Source organism: Mesorhizobium sp. LNHC229A00 (assembly GCF_000502415.1).
Taxonomy (GTDB): Bacteria; Pseudomonadota; Alphaproteobacteria; order Rhizobiales; family Rhizobiaceae; genus Mesorhizobium.
On record NZ_AYWQ01000007.1, the window covers coordinates 57481 to 80977 of the forward strand.

General features: G+C 58.8%; 17 protein-coding genes. 11 read left to right on the forward strand and 6 right to left on the reverse strand.

The features are described 5' to 3' along the window. The first annotated feature begins 9 nt into the window (after positions 1-9). The 10 genes from X742_RS153210 (at position 10) to X742_RS153170 (ending at position 16258) form a co-directional block, all read left to right on the forward strand. Positions 10-1638 (forward strand): hypothetical protein, encoded by a 1629-nt coding sequence (locus X742_RS153210; RefSeq protein ID WP_023772727.1) that lies wholly within the window; start codon positions 10-12, stop codon positions 1636-1638. Between the two features lie 39 nt (positions 1639-1677). Continuing rightward, positions 1678-6858, forward strand: coding sequence for a hypothetical protein (locus X742_RS153205; protein WP_156939389.1), 5181 nt, complete (start codon positions 1678-1680; stop codon positions 6856-6858). 1338 nt (positions 6859-8196) lie between these two features. Beyond that, on the forward strand, positions 8197-8982 hold the full coding sequence (locus X742_RS153200) for a LuxR family transcriptional regulator (RefSeq protein WP_245275557.1): 786 nt from the start codon (positions 8197-8199) through the stop codon (positions 8980-8982). An 81-nt stretch (positions 8983-9063) separates the two neighbouring features. Further along, entirely contained in the window at positions 9064-9615 is a 552-nt protein-coding gene (locus X742_RS153195) for a hypothetical protein (RefSeq protein ID WP_031248006.1), read from the forward strand. Positions 9616-9673: 58 nt separating this feature from the next. After that, the gene (locus tag X742_RS153190) at positions 9674-11143 is read left to right on the forward strand and encodes a tyrosinase family protein (protein WP_023772731.1); all 1470 of its coding nucleotides are present in this window, start codon (positions 9674-9676) and stop codon (positions 11141-11143) included. A 188-nt stretch (positions 11144-11331) separates the two neighbouring features. Then, positions 11332-11745, forward strand: coding sequence for a hypothetical protein (locus X742_RS153185; protein ID WP_245275558.1), 414 nt, complete (start codon positions 11332-11334; stop codon positions 11743-11745). Positions 11746-11989: 244 nt separating this feature from the next. Then, complete coding sequence (locus X742_RS13370) at positions 11990-12292, forward strand: hypothetical protein (RefSeq protein WP_023772733.1); 303 nt, start codon at positions 11990-11992, stop codon at positions 12290-12292. A gap of 283 nt (positions 12293-12575) precedes the next feature. Further along, positions 12576-13247: an acyl-homoserine-lactone synthase gene (locus X742_RS153180; protein ID WP_023772735.1), complete on the forward strand. Its 672-nt coding sequence runs from the start codon at positions 12576-12578 to the stop codon at positions 13245-13247. A 501-nt stretch (positions 13248-13748) separates the two neighbouring features. Then, positions 13749-15854 carry a multicopper oxidase domain-containing protein gene (locus tag X742_RS153175; protein ID WP_023772736.1) on the forward strand — a complete coding sequence of 702 codons (2106 nt, stop codon included), beginning with the start codon at positions 13749-13751 and terminating at the stop codon, positions 15852-15854. Between the two features lie 29 nt (positions 15855-15883). Continuing rightward, complete coding sequence (locus tag X742_RS153170; RefSeq protein WP_023772737.1) at positions 15884-16258, forward strand: plastocyanin/azurin family copper-binding protein; 375 nt, start codon at positions 15884-15886, stop codon at positions 16256-16258. A gap of 457 nt (positions 16259-16715) precedes the next feature. On the opposite strand, the gene X742_RS153165 is transcribed toward X742_RS153170, so the two are convergent. Next, positions 16716-17933 (reverse strand): hypothetical protein, encoded by a 1218-nt coding sequence (locus X742_RS153165; RefSeq protein ID WP_023772738.1) that lies wholly within the window; start codon positions 17931-17933, stop codon positions 16716-16718. A gap of 153 nt (positions 17934-18086) precedes the next feature. Here X742_RS153165 and X742_RS153160 point away from each other — a divergent pair, with 153 nt between their 5' ends. Then, positions 18087-18512, forward strand: coding sequence for a hypothetical protein (locus tag X742_RS153160; RefSeq protein WP_023772739.1), 426 nt, complete (start codon positions 18087-18089; stop codon positions 18510-18512). Between the two features lie 390 nt (positions 18513-18902). Here the strand turns inward: X742_RS153160 and X742_RS153155 are convergent, their stop codons facing one another. From X742_RS153155 to X742_RS153140, 5 genes are read right to left on the reverse strand one after another with little or no spacing between them, the layout of a single operon-like run. Further along, on the reverse strand, positions 18903-19895 hold the full coding sequence (locus X742_RS153155; RefSeq protein WP_031248009.1) for a PAN domain-containing protein: 993 nt from the start codon (positions 19893-19895) through the stop codon (positions 18903-18905). 35 nt (positions 19896-19930) lie between these two features. Next, positions 19931-20596, reverse strand: coding sequence for a PAN domain-containing protein (locus X742_RS1000000175720; protein WP_245275559.1), 666 nt, complete (start codon positions 20594-20596; stop codon positions 19931-19933). Between the two features lie 28 nt (positions 20597-20624). Beyond that, positions 20625-21812, reverse strand: a complete 1188-nt coding sequence (locus tag X742_RS153150; protein ID WP_051407645.1) for a glycoside hydrolase family 3 protein — start codon at positions 21810-21812, stop codon at positions 20625-20627. A gap of 3 nt (positions 21813-21815) precedes the next feature. Next, positions 21816-22748: a PAN domain-containing protein gene (locus X742_RS153145; protein WP_023772742.1), complete on the reverse strand. Its 933-nt coding sequence runs from the start codon at positions 22746-22748 to the stop codon at positions 21816-21818. Then, a complete protein-coding gene (locus X742_RS153140; RefSeq protein WP_023772743.1) occupies positions 22745-23488 on the reverse strand; it encodes a PAN domain-containing protein in 744 nt (247 codons plus the stop codon). The genes X742_RS153145 and X742_RS153140 overlap by 4 nt, the downstream gene beginning before the upstream one ends. Positions 23489-23497: the final 9 nt, after the last annotated feature.

The window sequence follows — 23497 nt, forward strand, 5'->3', positions numbered from 1 at the left end:
AGACGTCCTTTGATTGTTGGCTCGAGCAACCAGGACAAGGACGGCCAAGCGACCATGTTTCTGGTGGAAAGCGCCGGCGGCGGCATACGTGCCGCGGAATGGACGGCGACCGTTCTTTCGGAACTGGACCGCCAAGTGCCAGACTTTTCGAACAGGCTCTTTGCCATCTCATTGGTGTCCGGCGGCTCGCTTGGATCCGCAATTTATGTTGGCGAGCTTGCCGAAAGACAGCGTCGGCCGGGTTGCCGGCCTTCGCAGGCCGGAGGGCTTTCGCCTTGCGCGCGCGCCATGCTTGACGGCGAGTTTCTCGGACCGGTCGTTGCTTCGGCGCTCAGCGGGGATCTGCTCAGGATCTTCTGGCCGGCTGCGCGATTTTTCGATGATCGTGGCATAGCCCTTGAGCGTGCGTTCGAACGAGCCTGGGCGGATGCCTATGGATCAGCCTTGTTCGAGTCATCGCTCAGCGCGCTCTGGCCGCAGCGGCCCTGGCCGGCGCTGATTATGAACGCGACGCTGACAAGTCGCGGCCTTGTCGCATATACATCCAATCTCCGCGACGCCGGAGAACTGACTCTGACGCTCCCCGACATTGAAGTCCTCGGCGTGGGCCTGCCGACCACGCGCGTCAGCACGGCCGTCGTCAACTCAGCCCGTTTCCCCGGGATTTCGCCGGGCGGCAGGTTCACGCTTCCCTGGGGCACTGACGCGTCGGGCACATCCTTTCGCATCGATCCGAGTATAGTCGCCTCTTATCCCGGCAAGGTGGAGGAGCGCTATTTCGACACCCTGGTCGACGGCGGGTATGTCGATAATTATGGCGCATCGTCTCTACTGCGCCTGGTCGAGCAACTCGATGACATTCAATGCGACAGGATCAAGGAACGAGGGAAGAGCGAGAACCTCTATGCCCGTTCTTGCTCTGAGCTGCTGGCGACGAAACGCTTCGTCAGATATGTCCTTATTCAGATCACCTCCGATCCCACCCTTGCGGGCAAGTGTGATGCTCCGCCTGAACTTGATCTGGGTCTTGACACCACCATTTCCGAATCGCCCGACATCCTGTCGCCCTTCTTGACCCTGATGAGCACTAGATCCCTTGCAGGGCTCGGTCTGTCGAAGCGATTGTCCGATCACATCGATCACCTCCGCCTGGGCGATACCCAGTCTCGGACCTGGGGAACCTTCGCGGCTGGCGACAAGATCGTCGAACACACCTATTTTCACTTCGGGCTCGGCCCGCTTGAGGAATTGCCAGCCTTTGACAATCAGGTGCAGGAATTTGCGTTCCTCACGCATATGGCGCAGCGCCGCCAACACGGCGACCCGGAAGCCGATGTCCAGCTTGAAGGAAAGGCCGAAGCGCAGCGGCGGCTGAAACAGGAGGCAAGCCGGTGGGTGCAGGAGCCAACCTTCGAAAGCCATGTGCCCCCATTGACCTGGGGGCTCGCTCCGGACTCGAAAGCAGCAATTGCGCGGCACTTTGAGCAGTGCGGAGCCTGGGCAGTGCCGCAATTGCAGGAGATTGCCAGCAAGGGGATTCATTATCCGCGGCCGGAACTTGCCTCGCAAGACACCGCTCTCGCCAAAGACAAAGGCAACCAGGACAAGACCGCCGAGGGAAAGGATGAGCCCCACTAGAACAAAGTACTGTGCTCACTTGATTGGAAGGGCGACTCCTTGCAAATCATATCGATGGTGGAAACGGAGCCCAGCCCCGAAATTGCGCGCGGTTCGAGCCCGGCATCGCGGGGGCCGGCCGGTGCCTATATCGAGGGTGAGCTCGGCGCGGTTTATCTGCTAGCGCTGCTGACAGGTAATCGGGCACCGGGCTTGCCCGACGCCCGAGTCGTCAGCGTTCGGTTCCAGGGCACGGAGCAGGGGTTCAAGCTCGATGACCTGATAGTTTCGGGCGCGGGATGGGCGGGCGACTTCATCCTCGAAATCCAGTCGAAGCGGGATATCACCTTCTCGCCTGGCGATAGTGTCTATCAGGATGTCGCGTCGCAAATCGCGCGGAGCGTGGTAGGCTCTGTCCCGGAAGACCGGCATCTTCTCAGCATCGCGACTCAGCGCACCAGTCGCAAGATTTCCGGCGCCTATCAGGATGTTCTCAGATGGGCGCGAACGGCGGACAGCGCGACCGCGTTCTTCGACCGGATCGAAGCCAAGGGCGTCGCGAGTAAGGACATGCGCGACTTCGTCGCGACCACGCGCAAGCATTTGATCGCCGGCGGCATCGCTGACGATAACCAAGCGATCTGGTCGCTTTTGCGGCGAATGCTCATCCTCGAGTTCGATTTCGAAGCGACGGCGCCGATTGCCCGGACCTATGGTCTGGCGCTCGCGCGCGTTGCGCTGGCAGACGAGGATGTCTCCCGTGCCGAGGCGCTATGGAGCCGGCTGATCGACTTGTCGATCAAGACCGGAACCACTGGCGGTACAATTGATCGAGATGGCCTCAGGGCCGAACTCGTCGAGGCAGGGTTCCGGCTCGCCGGGGACCGCGATTATGGGCCGGCACGCGCCAGGCTTGCCGAGCTCGCGCAGAATACGCTTGCCCATATCGGGACGACCGTGGCGGGTGTGACCTTGCCACGATTGGAAGCTGTCGCTGCGGTGGACGACGCATCCGAAGCGCATAGGTTCATTGAAATCCGTGGCGATTCCGGTGTCGGCAAATCCTGGGTTCTTCGGCATGTCGCCGAACGCGTGGCGCGGCAGGCGCCGATCATTGTGCTCGATCGCGACTCCACGCCGGCAGGCGGTTGGCTGCCGTTTTCCCACTCGCTTGGCATCCCGGGTTCGGCGGTCGAGTTCCTGACCGATCTGGCCGCGAGCGGCGGCCCGATGCTCTTCATCGACGGCATCGACATGTTTGACGATCGCGGACGCCAGCGCACGATCATCGAGCTCATGCGAGCGGCGAGCGGGATCCCTGGCTTCACGGTAATCGCTACCATGCGCACGGTCGGACATGGCGATCTCGAACCCTGGCTCGATGAAGGGATAGTTACCGTCCTGGGTGGCGCGCACCGGATAAGCGTCGGGCCCCTGTCGGAAGATGAAGTCGCGATACTGGTCGATCAGGCGCCGGATCTCCGGTTGCTGCTCGACCCCGAGCATCCCGCCGCCGGTCTTGCTCGAAATCTCTATCGGCTATCCCGGCTGCTGACGGTGCCGAGTGCGACTGAGGTTCGCACTGAAGCGGCAATGGCTGACGTATGGTGGAAGAGAGCGGACGGCACGCCTGCGCGCGAGGTGCGCGCAGCGCAGCGGCTGCTGGCCGCACTCGCGGCCAGTGCCTTGAAGGGAGAAGACGGCATTGATCTGACCGAGGATTCGTTTGCTCGGTCGCATCTGCTCGGGACGCTCACGCTCAAGGAAGTGCGTCGCGACCGGCTCGATTTCTATCACGACGTGCTGCGCGACTGGGCTATCGGGAACTACATCGCAGAGGATCGGAGCCGTCTGACTGAGCTCGATCTGAGTGTGCCGGTATCGCCGCGCGTTGCGCGCGGCATTGAGGTCGCCGGCCGCCTCGAGCTCGAGAAAGCGACGAATTACAGCGCCTGGACCGATCTGCTCACGCATCTGTCTCCGCAAGGGGCGCATGGATCATGGCGGCGCCAAGCGATCCTCGCCTTGCCGCGGTCGGAGGCCGGCTTCCAACTGCTCGAAAAGTACGGCGCCGGTCTATTGGCGGAAGACGCGGCTCTCCTTATCGAATTGTGCACGACGATCGCGGCGGTCGAGACCGTGGCGACGGCCGACTTGATGACGATGCCGGACGGCTCCAAGGTCAATCTGCCGCGCTCGTATCGTACAAATATTACCGGGTCGGCAGTTCTGGTCCTGCGCTGGGTGGTGGCGCACGCTGCCGAGATTCCGATGTCGGCGATCGGCGCGGTAGTCGAGCTAGTCCAAATACAGGTTTATTTCCTCAAGCACCTTCGACCTTTCGCCGAGCAGACGACCACCATGCTGTTCGGCTGGCTGCGTCAGCTCGATGTTCGCGACGCCGAGGTGACGATCCCCGGAGAGCGAAGCCTCGGCCGGGCGGCGAGCGACGCGTGGCGTAGCACGATAGAGTCGTTGCGCCAGATTGCGGTCTTGCTTGGCGAATTCGCGCCCGATCAACTGAAGGCTTATTTAAGGGAGCTCGGCGCCGAGAAGGACAGCTACAAGGTCAAGGCGATCCGGCCATTTTCCAAGATGATCGCGCCGGTTGCGCCGGCCGAGCTTGCGGACCTCGTGCTGTCGAGCCTCATTGAGAAGCGGGATCAGCGTGCCCGCCGTGACCGCTCGATGGGGCGAGCTTTCACCTTCGCCGACAGCGACTATCTGCCGGCCTCGCCAGCGCAGCCGCCATTCCTCGATCTGTTGGAGTCCGGCGCGACCGAAGGGTTGAGACTGATTCGGGCGCTGGTCGCGGAAGCGATTGCGTTCAACACTAACGGGCTTGTATCGGAAGACGACGGCTACACCGTCGATCTCGGCCATGGCCCGCGCTTCTTTCCGTGGACTTCGAGCTACTTGTGGTCTCGCGATCAGAGCCACGAATATTCGGCGGCCTCCGGACTGAAGGCCCTCGAGGCGTGGAGCCAGCAGCGCCTCGACGACGGTGTCCCCGTCGATGAAGTGCTCACCGACATCCTTGGACCCGAGGGCAGCTGTGCAGCCTATCTGCTGGTCGCAATCGACGTGCTGCTGTCGCATTTCGGTGTAGGCCGGGATGTTCTCGCTTCTTTTATCGCGGCCCCGGAACTGCTGGCTGCCGACCGTGCGCGTCAGACCCATGATCATATCGGTTCGGGAATCGATTTCCCTATCGGGAAAGAGCCGGATGGAAAGGTCAAACTCGCCGACTTGAAAGCCCGCCCGTCACGGGGTGCGTCCTTGTTTGACATCGTCCCGAATTATATGGGCGACAATGCCATTGCGAACCGTCTGCGTGAGCAGATGAGCGCCGCGGTCGAGAACCTGGAGCCCTATGAGCCTTATTCGAACTGGGGAGATGCGCGGTTCATCGCACGCGTTGCCAACAACATGCTCCAGCGGTCGAACTGGACAGACATCGAGGGCGGGAAGTTGGCCTATCAGTCGCCGGCGGACGAGGCCGCTCATCTTGCAGCGATGGAGAAGATGCGGGGTGAGTTTGTCCGATCGAGCGAACTCGAGGCGCGCATCAGTCTGGCTATGGATGGAGAAGGAGAACACGCCACCGCTTCAACGGCACGCGATGCGGTCGAATACGCAGAGGGTGATCTCCCCGACGACAGTGACACCGATGCTCTCAAATCGCGATCGACGAGACTGATCACGACTGCATTGCTGGTAGCACGCGATGGGGATGACGAGTTGCTCGTAACGCACGACAGATGGGTTCGTCAGGTCATCTCGATCGCGTTGGAAGAGCAGTCCGATCGCGGAGGTGGTTCGCAGGATACGCTGCGTTTCAACCGCCCGGCGATCGCGACGCTTGCGCTAATGCATCTCTGGGAGCGCAAGGGGTGCAATGCGGACCGAGATGCGCTGATCCGGCTCGCGACCCGCAAGGACCGCCGCGCTGCGCCGGCCTTTTCCGCCGGCCTTGCGCGGATTCTCGAGATCGACCCCAGGCTTTTCAAAGCGGCGATGCGCGTAGCCTTCGCAAGCATGACTTGGCGCTGGAAGCGCCATCAGGAGGAGGGCGACGCCGAGCACGCGCGTTTCGAAGCAGAGCGGGCCGCGGCAATCGATGCAGCGGTCTCGGCCGAGATCGCGTGGCTGGATGGCGGCGCCGAACCTGCATGGCCGACATGGCCCAAGGAGCGTCCACATCTGCGCCGCGGCTCGCGCATCCGCGTTCCCGGACCAGTCACACCTATAGAGTTCGACGAAGACGAGGCGATCGAGATCGTCCACGTCGACAGCGCGGCTGCGGCGCAGTGGCTGGCGATGATCCAGGCCGCGCCTAAGGGATCGATCGGCTGGCGGCAGGAGGTGGTTGCGGCCTATGCCGACTGGACCGCGCGAATGAACGGATTGGGGCTGTCGGTTGATATCGAGATCGACCGCGACCCCCACGACTGGGACCTGCACTATTATGCGCTGTTCGCTGAGCGACTACTCGACGGCACGCCCGCGTCGTTCGATACCGATCTGAAGCTTGTGACCGATTTGCCAGACGAGCCCTTCGGCGACGTTGCGCAGGCGGTCATGCATGCGGCCGACGCGCTCTATTTCAATGATCCCCAACGCCCCGCCTCTCGGCCTGCCGATCTGCGCGCCAAGCTGGTGGAGCGGGTGATTGCGCTCAAGCGGTGGGAATATGCCGACGATCCGGCCAGCTCGCGGATCGACATGGAAAGTGGCAGCATCATCGCGAAGATGCTCCTCAATACCTACGATCCGTTCAACGGGACGCACAGCTATCTTCCGCCATTGCTCTTCGACCGTGTCGACCCGCTACTAGCCACAATGCGCCCCCTACTGAGGGGCGGTCCGACGGTGTTCGTGGCGCTTTGCACTATGGAGCTGCTCCTCGTTGCGCCGCGGGCGCGACACCTCGACTTTGTCCTCGATGCCGTGGAGGCCTGGTTTGATCGCACCCGCGCGGCAGGCCTGTGGATCACCGCTGGCATCGGCGGTCGCGTCGTGCGCTGGTTCGACGCCGCGTTCGCCGAACAACCGGACCTGCTGATCCCCGCGCATTCCGCGCGAGGCCGGATCGACCGCGCGCTGGGCAATCTGATCGGCGTTGGCGTCGCCGAGGCGCATGAGCTGGAGTTGCAGGTGGAAGCGGCGGCCAGCGACACTCATGCATCGAGGAGGGGGGAAGCTGCGAGGTTGCTCCTACGCGACCGGCACGGAAGGTGAATCTTGGCACACCAAGCACTGGCTCAAACAGCTCAGTCAGCAGACAGTGTCTCGGATTGCTTCCGCGCCAGCCGCACTGCAATCTAACTGTAGGGGAAGAACGCTTCTGGTGACGAGATAGGCCGGATGCCACTGTCTGTTGTCTGGCCAGGTCATCTCGAAATCAGACTGTCGGCTCGCGGCCCCTTTTCGGTCATTCACTACAAGGGATTTCTATCTGCGGCTACGCGATATCTCGAAGCCTGTAATTAGTCGCGTTCATCGTCCTTAGGTTCGCCAGACCATACGAGAGAATACGAAGAATATGGCTTGGCGAACCATCCGCTAACGTATTGATTTTTTTGTAGAAAACGATGACCCTCCGGGACTAACATAATCGTTATAAAACAATGGCTTGCGAGCTGGTTCGCCAAAGTCGACTCACGAGCAATTCGTCATCACGTTTTTGTCTTTTGCGGAATGGCAGCTTTACGGTGCCCGCGGCCTCTCGAAGGCAGAGATCGTGAGACGCCTGCGCCCGGACCGGTGATGTAAAACGCGCGTGCAGACATGATAGAGAGGCTCGCGCGTGAAATCGGCCCCGACGCGCGGCATCGCGGTGACGACGCTAATAGCTCTTCCGGTATACTGTGGGGCTATTCCGGCTACTTGCCCCGTCCATCGTCAGCGGCGGAAGCTGCTATTGGACGAGCGCGCCTTGCTGAATTTAGGTCGTTGTTGCACCCGGGCTACAGCCCCTTTAGCCGGATATCAGCTATGAGGCATATGCGTGGGGTTCCTGGTTCAGGCGGAGCATCCAGGAAGGGACGCACGGCAGTTTGAGGGAAAGGTAGCCCGTCGACCTTGGTCGGCGGGCTTTCTTTTTGCGCGGCCCCGGTCGCGAACTGACTTAGTACCCCAAGAGCAGCTGTCAGGTGCTGACGCCTCCTCGCCGAGGATGTCTTGGGAGCACTAGTGACGGGCTGACAAGGATTAGCTTTGCCCTGCTTGAAGGACGTGAACATCTTCCAGCTGATCCCTGGCCGGGGACGGGCAAGCGGATTGATCGACGAATGCTTTTGTTGGCCTGCGACGTGCGAGACAACACTGACATGTGGCGCGAAGCAGTTATTCCGCTTACGCCGATGTAGATGCGCCATCGTTCAAGTCGCGCATAACAAGCATCTGCTCGGAAGTCCAAAATGACCCAACGCCTTCCGAAGGCCCGAAAAAGTTGTCGCTCGCTCATACTACCGCAAGACTCGGCCAAAAGTGCCGCCGACCAGATCGCCGAGCACTTATGAGAAACGATCAACGCCTCTACTATTAAACGATTAAAGTGTTGCGAGGAAAACGCGCGTGAATGATAGTATGTTCGCGTCAACTAAATTAGTTGGCTGCGTGGATAACGCGGTGGGAGTGATGATCGATTCGGATGTATTCGAATTCGTCGAGCGTTGCAGAGCGCACACGGCACCTGGCCCCCTCCTGGATGACGTGCTCCAAACAGTGCGAAATCTCGGATTCGAGCACCTCATTCTCAGTGGTGTTCCGCTTGGCGGACAGAAGCTCGCGCCGATGGTCGAACTCAATGGGTGGCCCGAAGGCTGGTTCAAACGCTACGTAGAAGCTGAACATGCGGCAGTTGATGGAGTTTGCATCTATTCGGCAAAGACACTGAAGCCATTTCTGTGGGCCGACGTGCCGGCAAAGTGGTCCGACACGAAAGGCTCACGACGTGTTGCAGGTGAGGCCACTGAGTTTGGCATATCGAGTGGTTTTGCGGTGCCCATGCTAAGCGTGCACCACTGGCAATCAGTCCTGTCGTTTGCGTCCTCAGCAAAGGTCTGCACTCTCTCTCCGCGCGAGGAGGTGCAACTGGTCACAATGGCGGTCTACGCGGGTATGGCGATCCAGGCATTGTCGCACGGCGATGAGGTCGAGGAAGGGCTGCTCACCGAGCGCGAGAAGGAAGTGCTCTTGTGGGCCGCTGCTGGTAAGACATCATCCGAAACATCGCAAATTCTGGGTCTGGCGGAGCGCACCGTTAAGTGGCACGCGACACGTGCACGCGAAGCTTTCGGCGTCGCAACGACCACCCAAGCTATCGTTGAGGCAGTGCGCAGGCGCATGATCCATCCCTAATTTGCGTCAACTGTCCCATCGGACAGGTGACGCAGTCCCGGTCAGCTGCAAATAATCGTGAGACCAGCCGGGGGACACGCAATGATCGCCGCTTACCTTGTCGACCCTAGTGCCTGGCGCGGCAGTTCACCCCGCATTGCATTTTGGCGCTTGATGTTGGCGATTTGCATGAGCGTGGGTATTGGAATTGGCACGCTAGCTGCAGCGCCGAATACGCCTCAGGAAATCACGGGCAAGTGGACGTACCGAAGCTTCCATAACAACAAGAATCTCGTAACGGACAACGACCAGACCGCTCTCGGTCTGTTCTTTGCGGAAGCTACTTTTACGTTTGATGTTTCTGCCGACAACACACTCAAGGGAACGATCGACTGGAATGGCGGTGGCTTGGATCTCCATGGAAGCGTCCAACCAGCTGCATCCGGCGCTCCCTTGACGGTTCAAATCGTAGGAATAGGGCGGCCTGGTACCGGCACTCAGGACTGGGAGTACGACTACTTCGGATATTTGGCGCACTCGTGGCCGCAAGGCGTCGGACAGGTGCCTGCATTGGTCGGGAGCGTCATAAGGGCCAAACCGCACAACGGAGCACCTGCCGGTTATGTAGCATCGTTCATAGCGGTCCAACAGTGAAGGCTGATCGGCACGAATTCATGAGATCCATTGCAATCAAATCATAGGGGGTCACACGATGCTCACTCGTCGCAGTTTTCTAGCGGTCACGACAGTTGGTTTGGCGGCGCCGGCAATTCTCCGTTATCGACCAGCTTGGTCAGCAGCGGCGCGCGTCCGCCGAAATGCATCCACCATGGCCCCGACCGACCCATTTTTTTCCGATTATGCGCAAGCTGTCGAGGCTATGCATCAGCTGCCGGTGAGCGACCAACGCAACTGGCGAAATCAGGCGCTGATCCACATACGCCACTGCACGCATGGCGTTTCCGACTTCACGCACTGGCATCGATGGTATGTTTCGTACTTTGAGCAGATTTGTTCAAAGCTGATCGGCAAGCCTGATTTTGCCTTGGCCTACTGGGACTGGGAGGAGAGCAAGAGCAAAGTTCCAGATCCCTTCTTCGACCTTCCGAAACTCAATGTGGTCCAATGGAACGACCAATCGAACGAGCAGTCTGACAATTGGGGGCCGGGTAGGGTTACGACTATCGGTGCGCGGGGAATCGCCCGAGCTCAAACCATGACGTCGATCCCGCAATTCGCCAACTCGTTTCTGAAAACGACTCTGGACAGTATTCGCGGCCAACCCGATTTCGAAATATTCACAGGCCTGCTCGAGGGGCAACCGCACGGCAACGCCCATGTCGCCGTGGGATCTCTGCACGGGGCGAGGGGCCATATGGGCAGCGGGATGTCTTCGCTTGACCCCATATTTTGGCTCCACCATTGCAATATCGATCGCATTTGGGCCGAGTGGCAGGCTAACGGAAACACATCTGACGATCCTAAGAACACATATCCCGACAGCTTCTATGACGCGGATGGCAAGCCTGTCGGCAGTAAAACATCGACAGGCGCGCTATCGCTAGGATCGTTCGACTACATCTACGATACAATCGAGCCGACGGTCATCGGACAAATTTCCGAGAAGCTCGATCTGCAAAAATTCGACGCTGGCGGCAACTCGATGATGGCGAAGCTAAATTTGACCACCCCTGCCTCCATAGGATCAGGTGCCTCGCCAGGCCCTGCGCTACCAAACATCGAAAGGGCAGTCGATGTGAAGGTGACCGATTTGGTGCAAGCCCTTTCAGAAGTACGCGTGTTTCTTGCGCCGGAAACATCTTTAAAGGCAATCGAGCCGAGCCGCATCGTTGCGCGTTTAGAGGGCGTTGAGACTCCTCAAAACACCGATATTGCAGTTGGCGTATTCGTGAATTGCCCTTATCTCACGCCCGAGACGCCTTCCGACGACAAACTCTGTGCGGGAGTGTTTAGCTTCTTTGGGCCCGGGGGACCGCATGGGCATCACGGCGGCCCAAGGAATGTCTACATCGACTTGACTGACGCCTTGCGGAGTGTCGCGTCGCAAGGTCGTCTGGCGGGGAACGGGTTCAAAGTCCAGTTAATGGCTGTTCCTGTCGCCGAGGGCGTTCCCGCGGACACTCGTATCCCCTTTAAGGGCGTTACGATCCTGTCGGCCTGATTTCAGCCCGAATCCTGGGGCGTATGAAGGTCATGCTACTGCGGTCGAAATGCCCAGATGTCTTGCATCCTTGGGTTAGTTGTCGCGCCTTGGGAATGATGGTGCTGATATCATCTGCAGCCTTGGTCGCGGGCGTTCGTTCAGACCTGGCTTGCCCGCTTAAGGGTCAGGTGGTTTCTGAGACTACTGTGGATGGCGTTGATCTCTTGGGACCGAACATCGCAAGCGCCCGCCGCGCCGTTGTAATTCCGCTAAGAGAGGTCGGGGCAAAAGTCCTGACGTCGGGAGTAATCACGATAAAGGTGAGCCTGCGGCCACTTAGGGTCGATCCAGAAGAGCAATTGCTGCTCCAGGTGCAACTGACCGACAAGACGCTTGACAATGCTCCTATTGCAACGGATGCGGTTTTGCCGGACGCAGCTGGGTCGGCATTCTTCAAACCCCTGAGCGTGGGCGAAAAAAAAGAGGTGTTTCTCTCATTGCCAGCTTGGGAATCTCCGAATCCGCCGAAAGCTGCCATTGTTGGAATTGTTTTGTCGACTGATAAATCCGCCCCAATCAATTCGGCAATCGAGATTCTTGCCGTCGACATTCTAAGCTGAGCTTCTGGTGCCACGACGATGGCATCGACACGCCGGCTAGGATGCTGGCTCAGGTCCCAATTTTGTCCTCGCAGTTGTCAGGGCGCTTGGCCACCAAGGGCCAAGGGCGCAGATTGAGTCAACTGTCCGATCGGACAGGTGACTCATATTAGCTGGGCTGCAAGTATCTAACGGGCGATGGGCCGAATTGCCCGCCTGCGGCAAGCGCTGCTAGAATAAATGACAATCGTATCAGGAGGGCGAGATGAAACGGGGCCTCTTCACTTCGTGTACCGCAGTGTCAATGGGTATCGCATTCGCCGCCGCAGCGCAGCAAGTGACCGTCACAGGATGTGCGGAATCGGGCGTTGAAAACGGATGCATTGTGATGAAGGACGGCGACAAACTCTACAACATCACACGTGCAACACCAAAACCAACGGCCAACACATACGGCACGGTAACGGGCACTGCCAGTGGCGGTATCGATTTGTGTCAACAGGGAACCCTGCTCACGGCGGCGCAGTGGAAGCCCGACGCGAGCAAGGTGTGTGGGAATACGCAGTAGCGTAGATGTCCACACGCTTTTTAGGATCTGCCAGGGCATGCCCGAGTTGGAATTCGGCCATCTGAGCAGGCAGAACCTTATCGCTTTCGATTCTCCGAGAGCGTCGGTGCGGGCGCCGGCGCTAAGGCTAACAATTGACGTGTTGGTCGCCCTGGAAGGGGAGTTTTGAGGAGGTCGGTGACGTCAAATGTTATCCGGCGCGCCGTCAACTGTCCGATCGGACAGGTGACGTATCTTAGAGGGACTGCAACTATCTCCGCAAGATCGATCAAGGGAGGGCGCCATGATAGCGGCTCACGTCGTAAACGCCCAAAACAAGCATCTCTACGAGAACGAGTTCGACGAGTTTTTACGCCGGCGGCACGATTTTTTCGTGCATCAGAAGTGCTGGCGCCCTCCCAGCCCTGACGGACGTGAACGAGACCAATTTGATACCGACGCAGCGACCTATCTGCTTGGTCTCGAAGACGGTCGCGTGGTGACATCGGCTCGATTGATCCCAACGAGCGAGCCGCACATGGTCTCGGAGGTTTTTCCTCATATGTGCGAGAAGTTCGGCGTCCCCCGGCGACCGGACTGGGCCGAATGGACTCGGACTTTCGTTGTCCCCGACAAACGCTCTACAGGCCTGCGCGGCACGCTAACGCAGCTGTGCTGCGCGGTGATGGAATACGCACTTGACGAGGGTTTGAGTGCCGTCGGCGGTGTCCAGGAAACATACTTCATGCCTCATCACGGGGCCCTCAAATGGCGGGCAGACCCCATGGGCATGGCAAAGGAGGAGAACGGTGAGTGGTACATCGTCGCGTATATCGACGTGAACGAAGCTGCGCTGGCGAGTGTCCGCAAAATCCTGGGTTGTGACCACTCGCTGATCGTTCGACGAGGGATCCAGATGCCCTTCATAAGCGATACGGCATTCTCGAAGCCCAAGCATCGGCAAATGTGCGAATGACCACGAGCAGATGGAGAAGAAGCTATGTCGCGTGTCTATTCTGTCGATGAGGTGCACGTTGAAGGCCTCATGGTAATCCCCGACAACCCACCGGCCATCTCCGTATCTGCCAGGGGGTGGGTGCCGACAAGTGGATGGTCGCATCCTGACCTTGCCCCTTGGATGTACATCGTCCCCCCGACAGACGGTATTCTCGATCTCGACTTTGTTGCCAGTCCGCCGACCGGGCTCGCCCTCCAAGTATTCACGCGGATTGGTGTCACGAAGGCGTTTCCTGTTCCGGCTTGGGTGGTTGGCGTTCGCGTTCACAGCTCCACAAACTCGGTTGAGGATAAAATCGGCGGTGCCGCTGCGCCGAGTAAAGAGGCAATCGCTGGCGAAGGTATGCCCCTTCCTTGGCCATTCCCTTGGTGGGCGCCCAAAAGTGTGCGCCGCTAGGACGCCGAGGCTTACCGAAACATTTGTCCAGTTGCGGCCCAATGTCCTTGTTCGTGAGGTAAGATGGCGCGCCCGGTTGGTATCCGTTTTTTGACGGCCTACGCATTTACCGCTTTCGTCGGGACGGCCGGCCTTATCACCGCCGCGAAGACAGCTGATGGGGCGGAAGCCGGTCCGCTGATGCAGCCGCAAATTTGCTCGGCGATCACCACCCGGGGATCCCAACTCAATTTGCCATTCTGCCGGATAGCACCCTCGGAACCGGGCAGCGTTCATTCCGACTTGACTGTGGCCTTAACGGCGACGACATCGCCGGTTCAGGTCGGCGGGTATAGAGTGGAAACCGAGAACTACAACGGGACCTATCTCCCGCCGATCCTGGAGCTCAATGCTGGCGATACTTTAAGAGTTCGCCTCCTGGACGCTCTTGAAGCGGCATCCCAGGCTGGTGGGATGATGCATGACATGCAGATGGAGCAAGCTACCAATCTTCACACGCACGGGCTGATAGTGTCCCCCAACAATGCCGCCGACCCCACGCATGGAAATGGCGACAACGTGTTCGTCTCATTGAGACGAGGCGAGTGGCTCGACTACAGTATTAAGATACCAACTGCTCTGCCCGCGAGTATTCTTGACGGCACTGCCGGCACCATACCGCACCCCGGCGGACTTTATTGGTATCATTCTCATATCCATGGCCTCTCGGCGATGCAGGTCGCGGGGGGAATGTCGGGCGTCATGTCGATTGGCCCAAGCGACGCCAACGTGGTGGCGCGTGACGCAGACCCGATACGGGAGGGCAAACTAACCAGTGACCTTCGAGCGGTGACGGATACTTCGTACCTGATGCTCCGGGACATCCGGCTGAACACTTCGGTGGATCCAAGCGATGCCTCAGACGACGCCCCGGCACAATGGGTTCGCACCGAAGACCATAATCACTGCGCTCCATCGCGGAGCGATCAACCCCTCCCTGCGACGACTGATCGCAAAGGTTTTTGTCGGAGCCCGAAGGATGCAAACGATATTTGGCTGTTCACTGTAAACGGGCAGCGGTATCCAACAATTAATATTGGTGCAGGCCATAATGGCCTATGGCGCATCGCGAATCTGAGCGCCGACGTAACCTACGACCTTCGGATCGTCTCAGCGGCAGATGGAAGTCTATTGCCGTTCGATTTGCTGAGCGTGGACGGCGTGGTTCCGGGGAAACCTTTGTTGCGAAACGCACCGGTTTCGGAAAACAAAGCGGTCCAGTTGTCGACCCTCACCCTTATGCCGGCCGCTCGCGCAGAGATTTACGTTCGCAACGATGCCCAATCGGCCGGCTCACGAACCTATTTCCTGAGGACGGGTCCAGTCAGCACCGGATCAGATCCACAGAGCGACGGTGACAATTGGCCCGAGATCCAGCTGGCCAAAGTGATCCTGGAAGCCTCTCCGAAGATCGTCGGAGAACGCGTTGCGGTCGACCGGAACTTGCCTTACGCCGACCCGGACAATCGCCACCTATTTGTGACTTTAGAGACCGCGCCGGCTCCGGCATTTCCAACAGGATGCGTCCGCGATATCGACCGGAGCATGCGTGAGCACCGGCGTGTGATGTTTGCGGGAGGTCTAACCCCGGGCACCTGGCGCGTGCAGACTGATCTTATGCATCCGCCCCAGCCTGCGGGAACCTACCCGCTTCAGCAGTTCGCAGCAGACAAGACAGCGCGAATTGGTCCGGTTGGCTTCGACGCCTATTTAGATTCTGCCGGAGAGGTTGACTGGAGCGGCGCGGACGGGCGACCCAAACATGCCTGTGTGCAGCTGTCCAACGGTCACGGACAACTTTGGGAACTCAAGAATCCAACAACCGAACTGCACAACTTCCATATTCATCAGATGAAGTTCCGGCTGGCAATCAACGCCGATTTGACTGCCAACGGGATTGACCCCGAGACCTATGTTGCCCCGGTCAACGCACAATTGGTTTCCATTCGCAACGAAGACAGACAGGGCGCAATTACTTGGCATGATACCCTGCCTATTCCTGCAAACGGAAGTGTATTTGTCGTCATGAATTTCGACGCCCAGGAACAAATCGGTAAATTCGTTTATCACTGCCATATCCTTAAACATGAGGACGCGGGCCTCATGGCGCCATTCGAGGTGGTCCCCTAACGATCAACATCCAGAAAGGAAGCGCTACCATGTCAGCTAAAATCGATCGCCGCTTGGCTTTGCAAATTGGTGCTTTGGCATTGAGTGCCGCTGCATTTGGCGAAAAACGAGCTTTTGCCGACGGAAAAGTTACTCAAATCAAAGTCGTAAAGAGTGCCGACGGCTCAATGGGTTTTGACCCCAAAGAGGTGACAATCACCGCAGGAGACACCGTGGAGTGGTCAAACGAAACGACCTTTGAGCACACGGTGACGCCGGACGCGGATTCTACCGGAAAGTTCGAGGGGACAGACTCTCTAAAACCAAAACAAAAGTATTCGACGACCATTAAGGCGCCAGCCGACCCTATTCACTACCACTGTGATTTTCATCCGACGATGAAGGGGATGATAATAGTCAAATGAAGGCGCAGGGCTCTGAGCCGCAGCCGCACAAACGATCGTGCCGCGGGGGGCGTACCCGAGCGCCGATGCCTTGGCGATGGACTGACCAGCCTGTTTCGAGCTGATCGCGCCGAGCGGTCTGGGTTGTGCTGATGGTCGATCCCCCGACTTCTCTTCCGCGGCTCTGCCTGCGCCGGCCAAGACGGCCGTCGAGATTGCATTATCCAAACCGCTGCAGCGCATAGGTCCGTGTCTCCAAAAATCAGCCGCGATGCGCGTTCTGTTGTCGGGAGAGAGTGGGCGCCCGCAATACACACAGGTGCGATTTCGAAGCGATGCCGGTAGTTGGGGAGGCGACCCTATCAAACGCGACTGAGTGATCATCGCCTCTCTGTGTGCGCCAAGCGCAGACCACGTTCGCTCCCTCGCTGACAGCGAAGCCAAGGCCCCTTGGCTTTCCGTGACCCGTCGACCAGCTCTACCCTCCAATCAGGGTGTAAACATTCTGGGTCGGAAGGTCTTTCGACGAACTCTGCAGATTTTGGATATCTGTCAGCAGTTGGAGCACCCGACTTGAACCGTCTATGTTGCCTGCGGGGTCGCGGGCAATGCCATAGGCCTGCCCTTTGTACCAAACGTTGAGCAGATTGCCGACGCTATAACCTTTTCCCAGCTTGAAGACCGTGTAGGAAGGTCCGCTGGTATGGGGGATGTCATATGCGTTCCCGATCCCCCACTCATTCCTGACGAGGGCGCCCAGATACAGAATGGCTCCCTCCAGCGATCTGGTTCGTAGCCGAACCTTGTCTCCTGATTTTTTCGTGGCTATTTCCTTCGAGGAAGCTCCGCAATAGTCACCCGGGCTCAGCTTGACCGTTATTCCAAGGCCTCGCAATGGAATTTCGGGTGCATGTTTGCGGAAGCAGAACCGATAGCCGGCGTCATGTTTGACCAGCCGAACACGGCTTCCGTCTGCCTCGTATCCAGGTGCGCCTGCCGGCTGCGCAATCTGTGCAGCTTGCACTTGGGCGCTGCCCGCGACCGATCGGGAGGTGTCGATGCCGACGGGCGTCGTGTCGCTGACTTTCTCGCCCTCCAGCTTGTATTTCGCCAGAATGTTGATGACGGAATAGTACTCCTGCCAATCGTCGCTGGAGTTGGGGTCATTAGCAACCAAAGTGGTCTTGCCGTTCTGCGTGATTTCGATGCCCGAGGTGAAGATGTTGAGCAATATCCGCGCATCGTAGCCCTCGCTGAGATATGCCAGTATGAGTTGCTGCGGAATTGGTTTTTGAATGCCTTGATAGAATTCCTGGCTGCTCAGATTTGCGACAGCAAACGTGTTCGCCGCGGATGTTCCAGCCAGGAATGAGCCCGTGATGGTTTGAAGTGGAAGAGTGCCTGTCCCGCCCCGAAACGGAAACGGCACACCGGTCGTGATTGAACCATTTACCTGGGCGGTACCCTGCGTCGACTGCAGCTCAGTAAACTGCAAGGGTTCAGCGTAAGCAGCCCGCACAACATTGGTCAGTATGCTGTTGCTCTTGGCCTCAGAGGCCTGCTGGTTGAAAGTGTTCGCCCGCGAGCTGACCGTGTCGACCACCGCACATCCAGAGGCCAATAATAGACCGAATAGTGCCACAGTTGGCGCTACTGCAGAAAACGAGAAGTTGGAATCCGGAATACCCTTGGTCATCGTCCCCTCCTAGTTGACACTTGACTGCCGCGAGTATCAAGTGAAGTCGGTCGGGGTTCAAGCTGACTGCAGACGCATAACCTATGTTTATTGTGGGTCAGGCAATCGAATCTGGCGATTGATCTCTTTTCGGCAACATCGGGGATGGTGTCTATGGTTGCGCAGGCTAAGTTTTCCGCTAAGTCGATGTTTGAAGAGCTTGATAAAGGCCCACAATATGTCTTGACCGGTATTGTCAAACGTCACGCAACCGACAGTACTCGCTTGCTGTTCTCAGAGGTCGGTGACTGCCAACACTGGACCGAAATCGATGAGAAACTGATTTCCCGCTTTGAGAACCATGGGCTGGCGACCTGTGGCGACCACCGTCACCCAATCGTAACCTTGCATCTTGTGCACCCGAATAATCCAGAGGCCAAGGTCTACGCCCGAGCGCAGGCTCAGACAGCCGCCTTTTCAACGCGGGCGCTAGACGCAGTACCAAGCGGCGATACCGGTCCCGAAACAGACTGCTACTACGACCGCAAATCCCACATGTGGCGGAAGATCAGTGATAACACGCCATGCCCTAGACGTTGAACCTGATCGGCGGCCAGCTGTTCAACTGGCGCCGTATCTGCAGACACCCGGCTTGGTTCTTGACAGGTTGTCGGTCCGTTACGTGCTCGGACGCTATACCGCCGTACAGACATCCAAGCCGGTTGACCTACTGCCCTTTCTCGATCAAGCCATGCCGCGGTAACCCCCATGTGGGAAAGACTGCACGGCTGCGGCTCGGGTTGCAGGCCCCGGCGGATAATATAGTTTTTATCTCCAAAAGGTTACGAGGAATTTCACCGAGGTTGGTTCAAGAGGCCGGGTGCCTTTTGTGTGCGGCGGAGGCCTCATCTCAGTCATTCGATCGCCGGATCTCGATTCCGGGAGCTGCCGTTCGCCGACTTGGCTATGGATCCGTAGCTCGCATTCTGATTAGTCTTGGCGTATTGCTCCGCTGTCAGTTCCCCGACTGCTTGAATATTCGCCCGGTTGGTCGAAAAGGACGCAGCGCTGCTGAGATTGGGTGAATCCGAAGGCGATGCATTGGTCCAGTGCCGAGCAGCCCCGTTCGCACTCGTTGCGAGAGCGGGCGCTCAGCACCCGGAACCCGTTGCCTGAAAAAGCCTTGCCGTTGAAATACTCGAAATAGGGAGCCGCACTCGACGCCGGCGGCATGTCATCTCCCGAGATAACGCCGCTAGTAGCGCGGGCGTTCATCAAGAGTTGACCTTGTCGCTTCTTGAGAAAGCACTTTCGGTTCCACGCGTCGTAAGTGAAAGCCCTGCACCAGCTCTCCGAAGCTCGGCACATGGATTCACACTGTTCCACGTTGTCAGCTTGACGGGTCTCTGCGGCCTCACTCTTCAGATCCCTGTTGAGGAAACGCCTGAAAGATCCGGATGGTGGCGTGACGGCCACCGCCTCCTCTTCCAACTCGCCAGGCTCCGGCGGCGGTTCTGCAGCCTGTGGAGAGGCAGGTGGATTGACTGGCGGATGATAGCCAGTGACCAGACTGCGAGTGCCGGCCGTGTGTCCTTGGCTTTCCTGCGCGCCTGCTACGCTCGAGAACAACCTGCAGACGCCGCCATCCGACGAATGATCAAAGCCCGCGCACCCCGAGCGCGCGGAACAAAGCTTGCTGCAGGCCTCAAGCGGCACGCTGACCGTGGCGCTGACCGCCCCGTTCAGGAAGGTCTGCGGGTAGCGGAAGAGCTCCTGGGCCGATTGCGCGTTTGCGGGCCGACCTCCGGCCGGCGGAACAATAGCAGCCGCAACTGCGACCACAAACCCTATCAGTAGTCCAACGGTTCTGCCGCTTAATTGCCGACGACAAATGCGATCAGCGAACCTCCGCGGGCAGGCAGGATGCACGTCCGATGGTGGCTCGGACACTTGGAGCACCTGCGGATTGTTCATCTGTGACATTGGTTGCCTTTCTCCGCCGTTTTCCGAAGAGAGCCTCAAAAGCTTCCGGGACCGCTCAGCGGACATTTCCGGGATGCGAGAACCGAGAAGGTCCCAAAATGGTTGTTGCAGATGCGGAACTTAGACGGACGTGCCGTCGACGCCGAGGAGGTCGGATCTGGTGAGGCCGCTTTTGACTTTGCTGCCGGCCGCTGACTTGTCGCCTCTCGTTGTTTTTTACGTCTTGGTTTCGCTCGGACGATCGCCGCAGGCTTGCCAGTCTTTTGCGATGTGGCGCTTTTCTGCTTCGTCGCTTCCGCTTCCGACGCACCTTGGCTCGGCTGCGATGTCGGTTGAGCTGCGACTGGCGGATTGGCTGGCGGACGGTAGCCCATGACGAGACTGCGTGTTCCGGCGATGTGTGGCGGGCTCTCACCCGCGCCAGCCACGTTCGCGAACAGCCGACAGACACCGTCGGACGACGAGTAGTCGAAGCCGATGCATCCCGAACGCGCGAAGCAGAGGTTTCTGCACGACTTCAGCGGCACGCTGACCGTCGCGCTGACGGTTCCATTCAGGAGGGTTTGTGGATAATCGAAGAACTCTCCTGTCGACTGCGCGTTCGCTGGCAGAATCCCCGTTGGCGGCACGACAGCAGCAAGCGCGCCCGCAAGTCCCAAAAGAAGTCCCGCCATCCCGCGACGAAGACCACCTGCCAGCATGTTTCCTCCTCGCCTGCTCAGCCTCGCGCTACCGTTCCTGTACAATGGTCGTGTCCGCGGAAACGGCCGGTGCGAGCTTCCTTTTCAGGCGGATGATGTTCTCGTAGGATTTCTGTATCCGCTCAAGCATTTCCGGGTCCTTGCGCGCTTCCTCAGACAGGAGGGCGGCAACCTTTTCCGGGACCAGGGGGTCTGGATGTTTGTCGTTGGCGAATATCAGGATGTCGTTCCCTGCCAAAACGGCTCGGCGCACCGAGTCCTCGAAGCTGATGGTGTCGGTAATGGCCTGCATCTGCATGTCGTCGCTGATAACCACGCCCTTGAAGTGCATCTTGTCGCGCAGCAGCCCGGTTAACGTCGCGCGGGAAAGCGAGGAGGGGATTTGGGCCGAAAAGGAAAGCTTGTTATTTATCACATGGGCGGACATGACCATGTCGACATCTCCCGACGCGATCAGGTTCTTGTAGGGGAGAAGTTCCTTATCGCTCCATGTCTTGGAAACGTCGGCCATGCCCTTGTGGCTGTCCTTGGTGCTGGAACCGTGCCCAGGGAAGTGTTTCAAGACCGTTAGCACTCCCTTCGCTCGATGCGCTTCGACGAAAGCCTTCGCGTATGCCTCGACCGTCTGCGGATCGGCGGAAAAGCTCCTGCCAAGCTTGCCAATGATGGGATTTGCCGGGTTGACGTTGACATCGACGACGGGAGCCAAGTTGAGGTTGAATCCCAGATCCGAGAGAGCGGAAGCGAGGTTCTGGTAAACCACGCCGGCCTCGTCTGGACTCATGGACTTAGCCACAGTCGCCTCGCTCGGCGTCTCGTTGAACCCCATGGCTCCAGTGAACCTCTGGATACGGCCGCCCTCCTGGTCGACAGCGATGAGCAGCGGGGTTGCCGCGAAACGCTGCAGGCCCTCGTTCAGTTGCCGCACTTGCTTCAGGCCGTCGATATTGCGCCCCAGATAAATGACGCCCGTGATCTTTCCTTCCTGCGCTTGCCTGACGACTCTCGCGTATCCCTCGGCATCGGGCTCGCTGCCGACAAAGCCAACCAACACCATCTGCCCGATCATCTGACGCAGCCTAGCGTCTTCGATTATGCGATGCAGGTCGACGTTTGGGATGCGGGCTCTCGGCACTGGGGGGTCAGCCTTCAGCGGTGAGGAAAGGCCAAAGAAGGCGCAGGCAACAGCGGTGAGAAATGCGATCCGCGGCGGCATGTTTTAGTCCCTCGGAGCGACGGGATGTACAAAGTCGGGAGTGACCGTCCGGCTGTTTTTTCGCGCCGACGTCATGCCTTTTCGCCGCACCGGGTACAGGTTGGTTCCTTGGACCAGGAAACATCGGTTGGGTCTCGCGGTCACCCACGTAAACCCACCGCATCCACCATCCGAGTGACATTGCCCCATGCATTCCTGATAGGAGATCGCAGGCGATTCCATGCCGTTTCCAATGAAGCCGCTCAGGGTGAAAAGCTCCCAGTCGGCAGTCAAGGTCGGAGGAGGGGCCGATGGTTTAGCCTTGAAATAGAGGCCGGACCGTCCCAAAGGGTAGGATTGCACGAAATCGAAGCCCGATTTTAAAAAGCATCGATTCACCTCCTGATTGTAGGTGAACGCCCGGCAGGAGGTTCGGCTGTCACACAGAGCCGAGCAGCTTTCGGCGTTGGGCGCATCGATGCCTTTCGACACGAGATCGCCGCCCCAAAGGTCAACCCCGCTGAAGGACGCATAGTACCAGGACTCGGCATTGGCGGGATCGTGATAGCCTGGAATCCGCTGGCGCGTGCCGCCGGTCGAGAGCGGGTCAGGTTGTGCTGAGGCGACCGCTGGAAACAAACGGCAGAGGTTGGTTGAAGAGGAGTGATCGAACCCGGCGCAGCCCGAACGCTCCAGGCAGATTTTCCGGCAGTCGTCCAAAGGTCGCCGGAACTCGGCACTGGGGGTTCCCCTCAATGCGGTCTCTGGATAGTCGAGAAGTTCGCCTCCGGACGCCTGCGCCAATGCCTGCGTAGCAATTCCAGGCATCGCAAGCGAAAATGTCAGCAGAAACGCCGCCGACGCTGTTCCGACCACGCGCAACCAATGCCGCCTCCGCTGCATTCCGCTTCCCTTGGCCCAACCCATGAACCCGATATGTAAGAGCGGTTGGGTCAAGGACTGATCGACCCTTCGCAGTAGGTGGTGCGAAGGAAATTCTCGTATGCGTTGGCGTGGTTCGAACCCGTGTCGCTAGCGTCGAGGCAAAGCGAGCTCAGCAGGTTGTTGGCTTGCGCATTGCCCTCTAGCGCGAGTTCGAAATACGAACGCGCCGCCTTATTGGAGTCGATCGCGTCGACGCGGTCCGGCGCGAAGGTCCTTGGATCATACCATTTCGCCATTTCGAGCTTCGCGTCCTGGTTGCCTCTCTGCATTGCGAGATTGATCGCCTGCGGCCCGACGCTCCGGTCTCCGCGCTTGAAAGCCTCCTCGCTTAGGGCGAAGAGTTCATGGCCGTCAGTGTCGGTTTCCTTGAGCTTCGCCAGCCTGGCTGCAAGCGGAGGATTTGTCGGGTCGGTGTAATTCGAAAGCAGGCTGCGCGTCGCAGCGGTCGAACCCACGTTCACGCGTCCGGCGCCCACGCTCGCGAACAGGCGGCACTCGTCCTTTTGAGAATGGTCAAACCCCTGACATCCCGAACGCGCCTCGCAGAGTTTCCGGCATTCTTCTATCGGCTTGGAAAACTGGGCGCTGACGATTCCGTTCAGCAGAGTGTCCGGGTAGTTGAAAAGCTCGTTCGCCGCGGAATTTTCCTGTGCTCCCGCTGACAGGGTCATGCCCAGCAAGATTGCAGCAGCCACAGCCGCCATGTACCCCCTGAAGTGGAGGAAATACTTGTCGAAGCTGCTCTTCAGCATGCCATTGTC

What these genes read in the sequence shown, in the direction of transcription:
- X742_RS153190 (WP_023772731.1), top strand. Translation starts at nt 9,674, where the DNA reads ATGCTCACTCGTCGCAGTTTTCTAGCGGTCACGACAGTTGGTTTGGCG.
- X742_RS153175 (WP_023772736.1), top strand. Translation starts at nt 13,749, where the DNA reads ATGGCGCGCCCGGTTGGTATCCGTTTTTTGACGGCCTACGCATTTACC.
- X742_RS153180 (WP_023772735.1), top strand. Translation starts at nt 12,576, where the DNA reads ATGATAGCGGCTCACGTCGTAAACGCCCAAAACAAGCATCTCTACGAG.
- X742_RS13370 (WP_023772733.1), top strand. Translation starts at nt 11,990, where the DNA reads ATGAAACGGGGCCTCTTCACTTCGTGTACCGCAGTGTCAATGGGTATC.
- X742_RS153155 (WP_031248009.1), bottom strand. Translation starts at nt 19,895, where the DNA reads ATGTCACAGATGAACAATCCGCAGGTGCTCCAAGTGTCCGAGCCACCA.
- X742_RS153170 (WP_023772737.1), top strand. Translation starts at nt 15,884, where the DNA reads ATGTCAGCTAAAATCGATCGCCGCTTGGCTTTGCAAATTGGTGCTTTG.
- X742_RS153195 (WP_031248006.1), top strand. Translation starts at nt 9,064, where the DNA reads ATGATCGCCGCTTACCTTGTCGACCCTAGTGCCTGGCGCGGCAGTTCA.
- X742_RS1000000175720 (WP_245275559.1), bottom strand. Translation starts at nt 20,596, where the DNA reads ATGCTGGCAGGTGGTCTTCGTCGCGGGATGGCGGGACTTCTTTTGGGA.
- X742_RS153140 (WP_023772743.1), bottom strand. Translation starts at nt 23,488, where the DNA reads ATGCTGAAGAGCAGCTTCGACAAGTATTTCCTCCACTTCAGGGGGTAC.
- X742_RS153160 (WP_023772739.1), top strand. Translation starts at nt 18,087, where the DNA reads ATGGTTGCGCAGGCTAAGTTTTCCGCTAAGTCGATGTTTGAAGAGCTT.
- X742_RS153150 (WP_051407645.1), bottom strand. Translation starts at nt 21,812, where the DNA reads ATGCCGCCGCGGATCGCATTTCTCACCGCTGTTGCCTGCGCCTTCTTT.
- X742_RS153165 (WP_023772738.1), bottom strand. Translation starts at nt 17,933, where the DNA reads ATGACCAAGGGTATTCCGGATTCCAACTTCTCGTTTTCTGCAGTAGCG.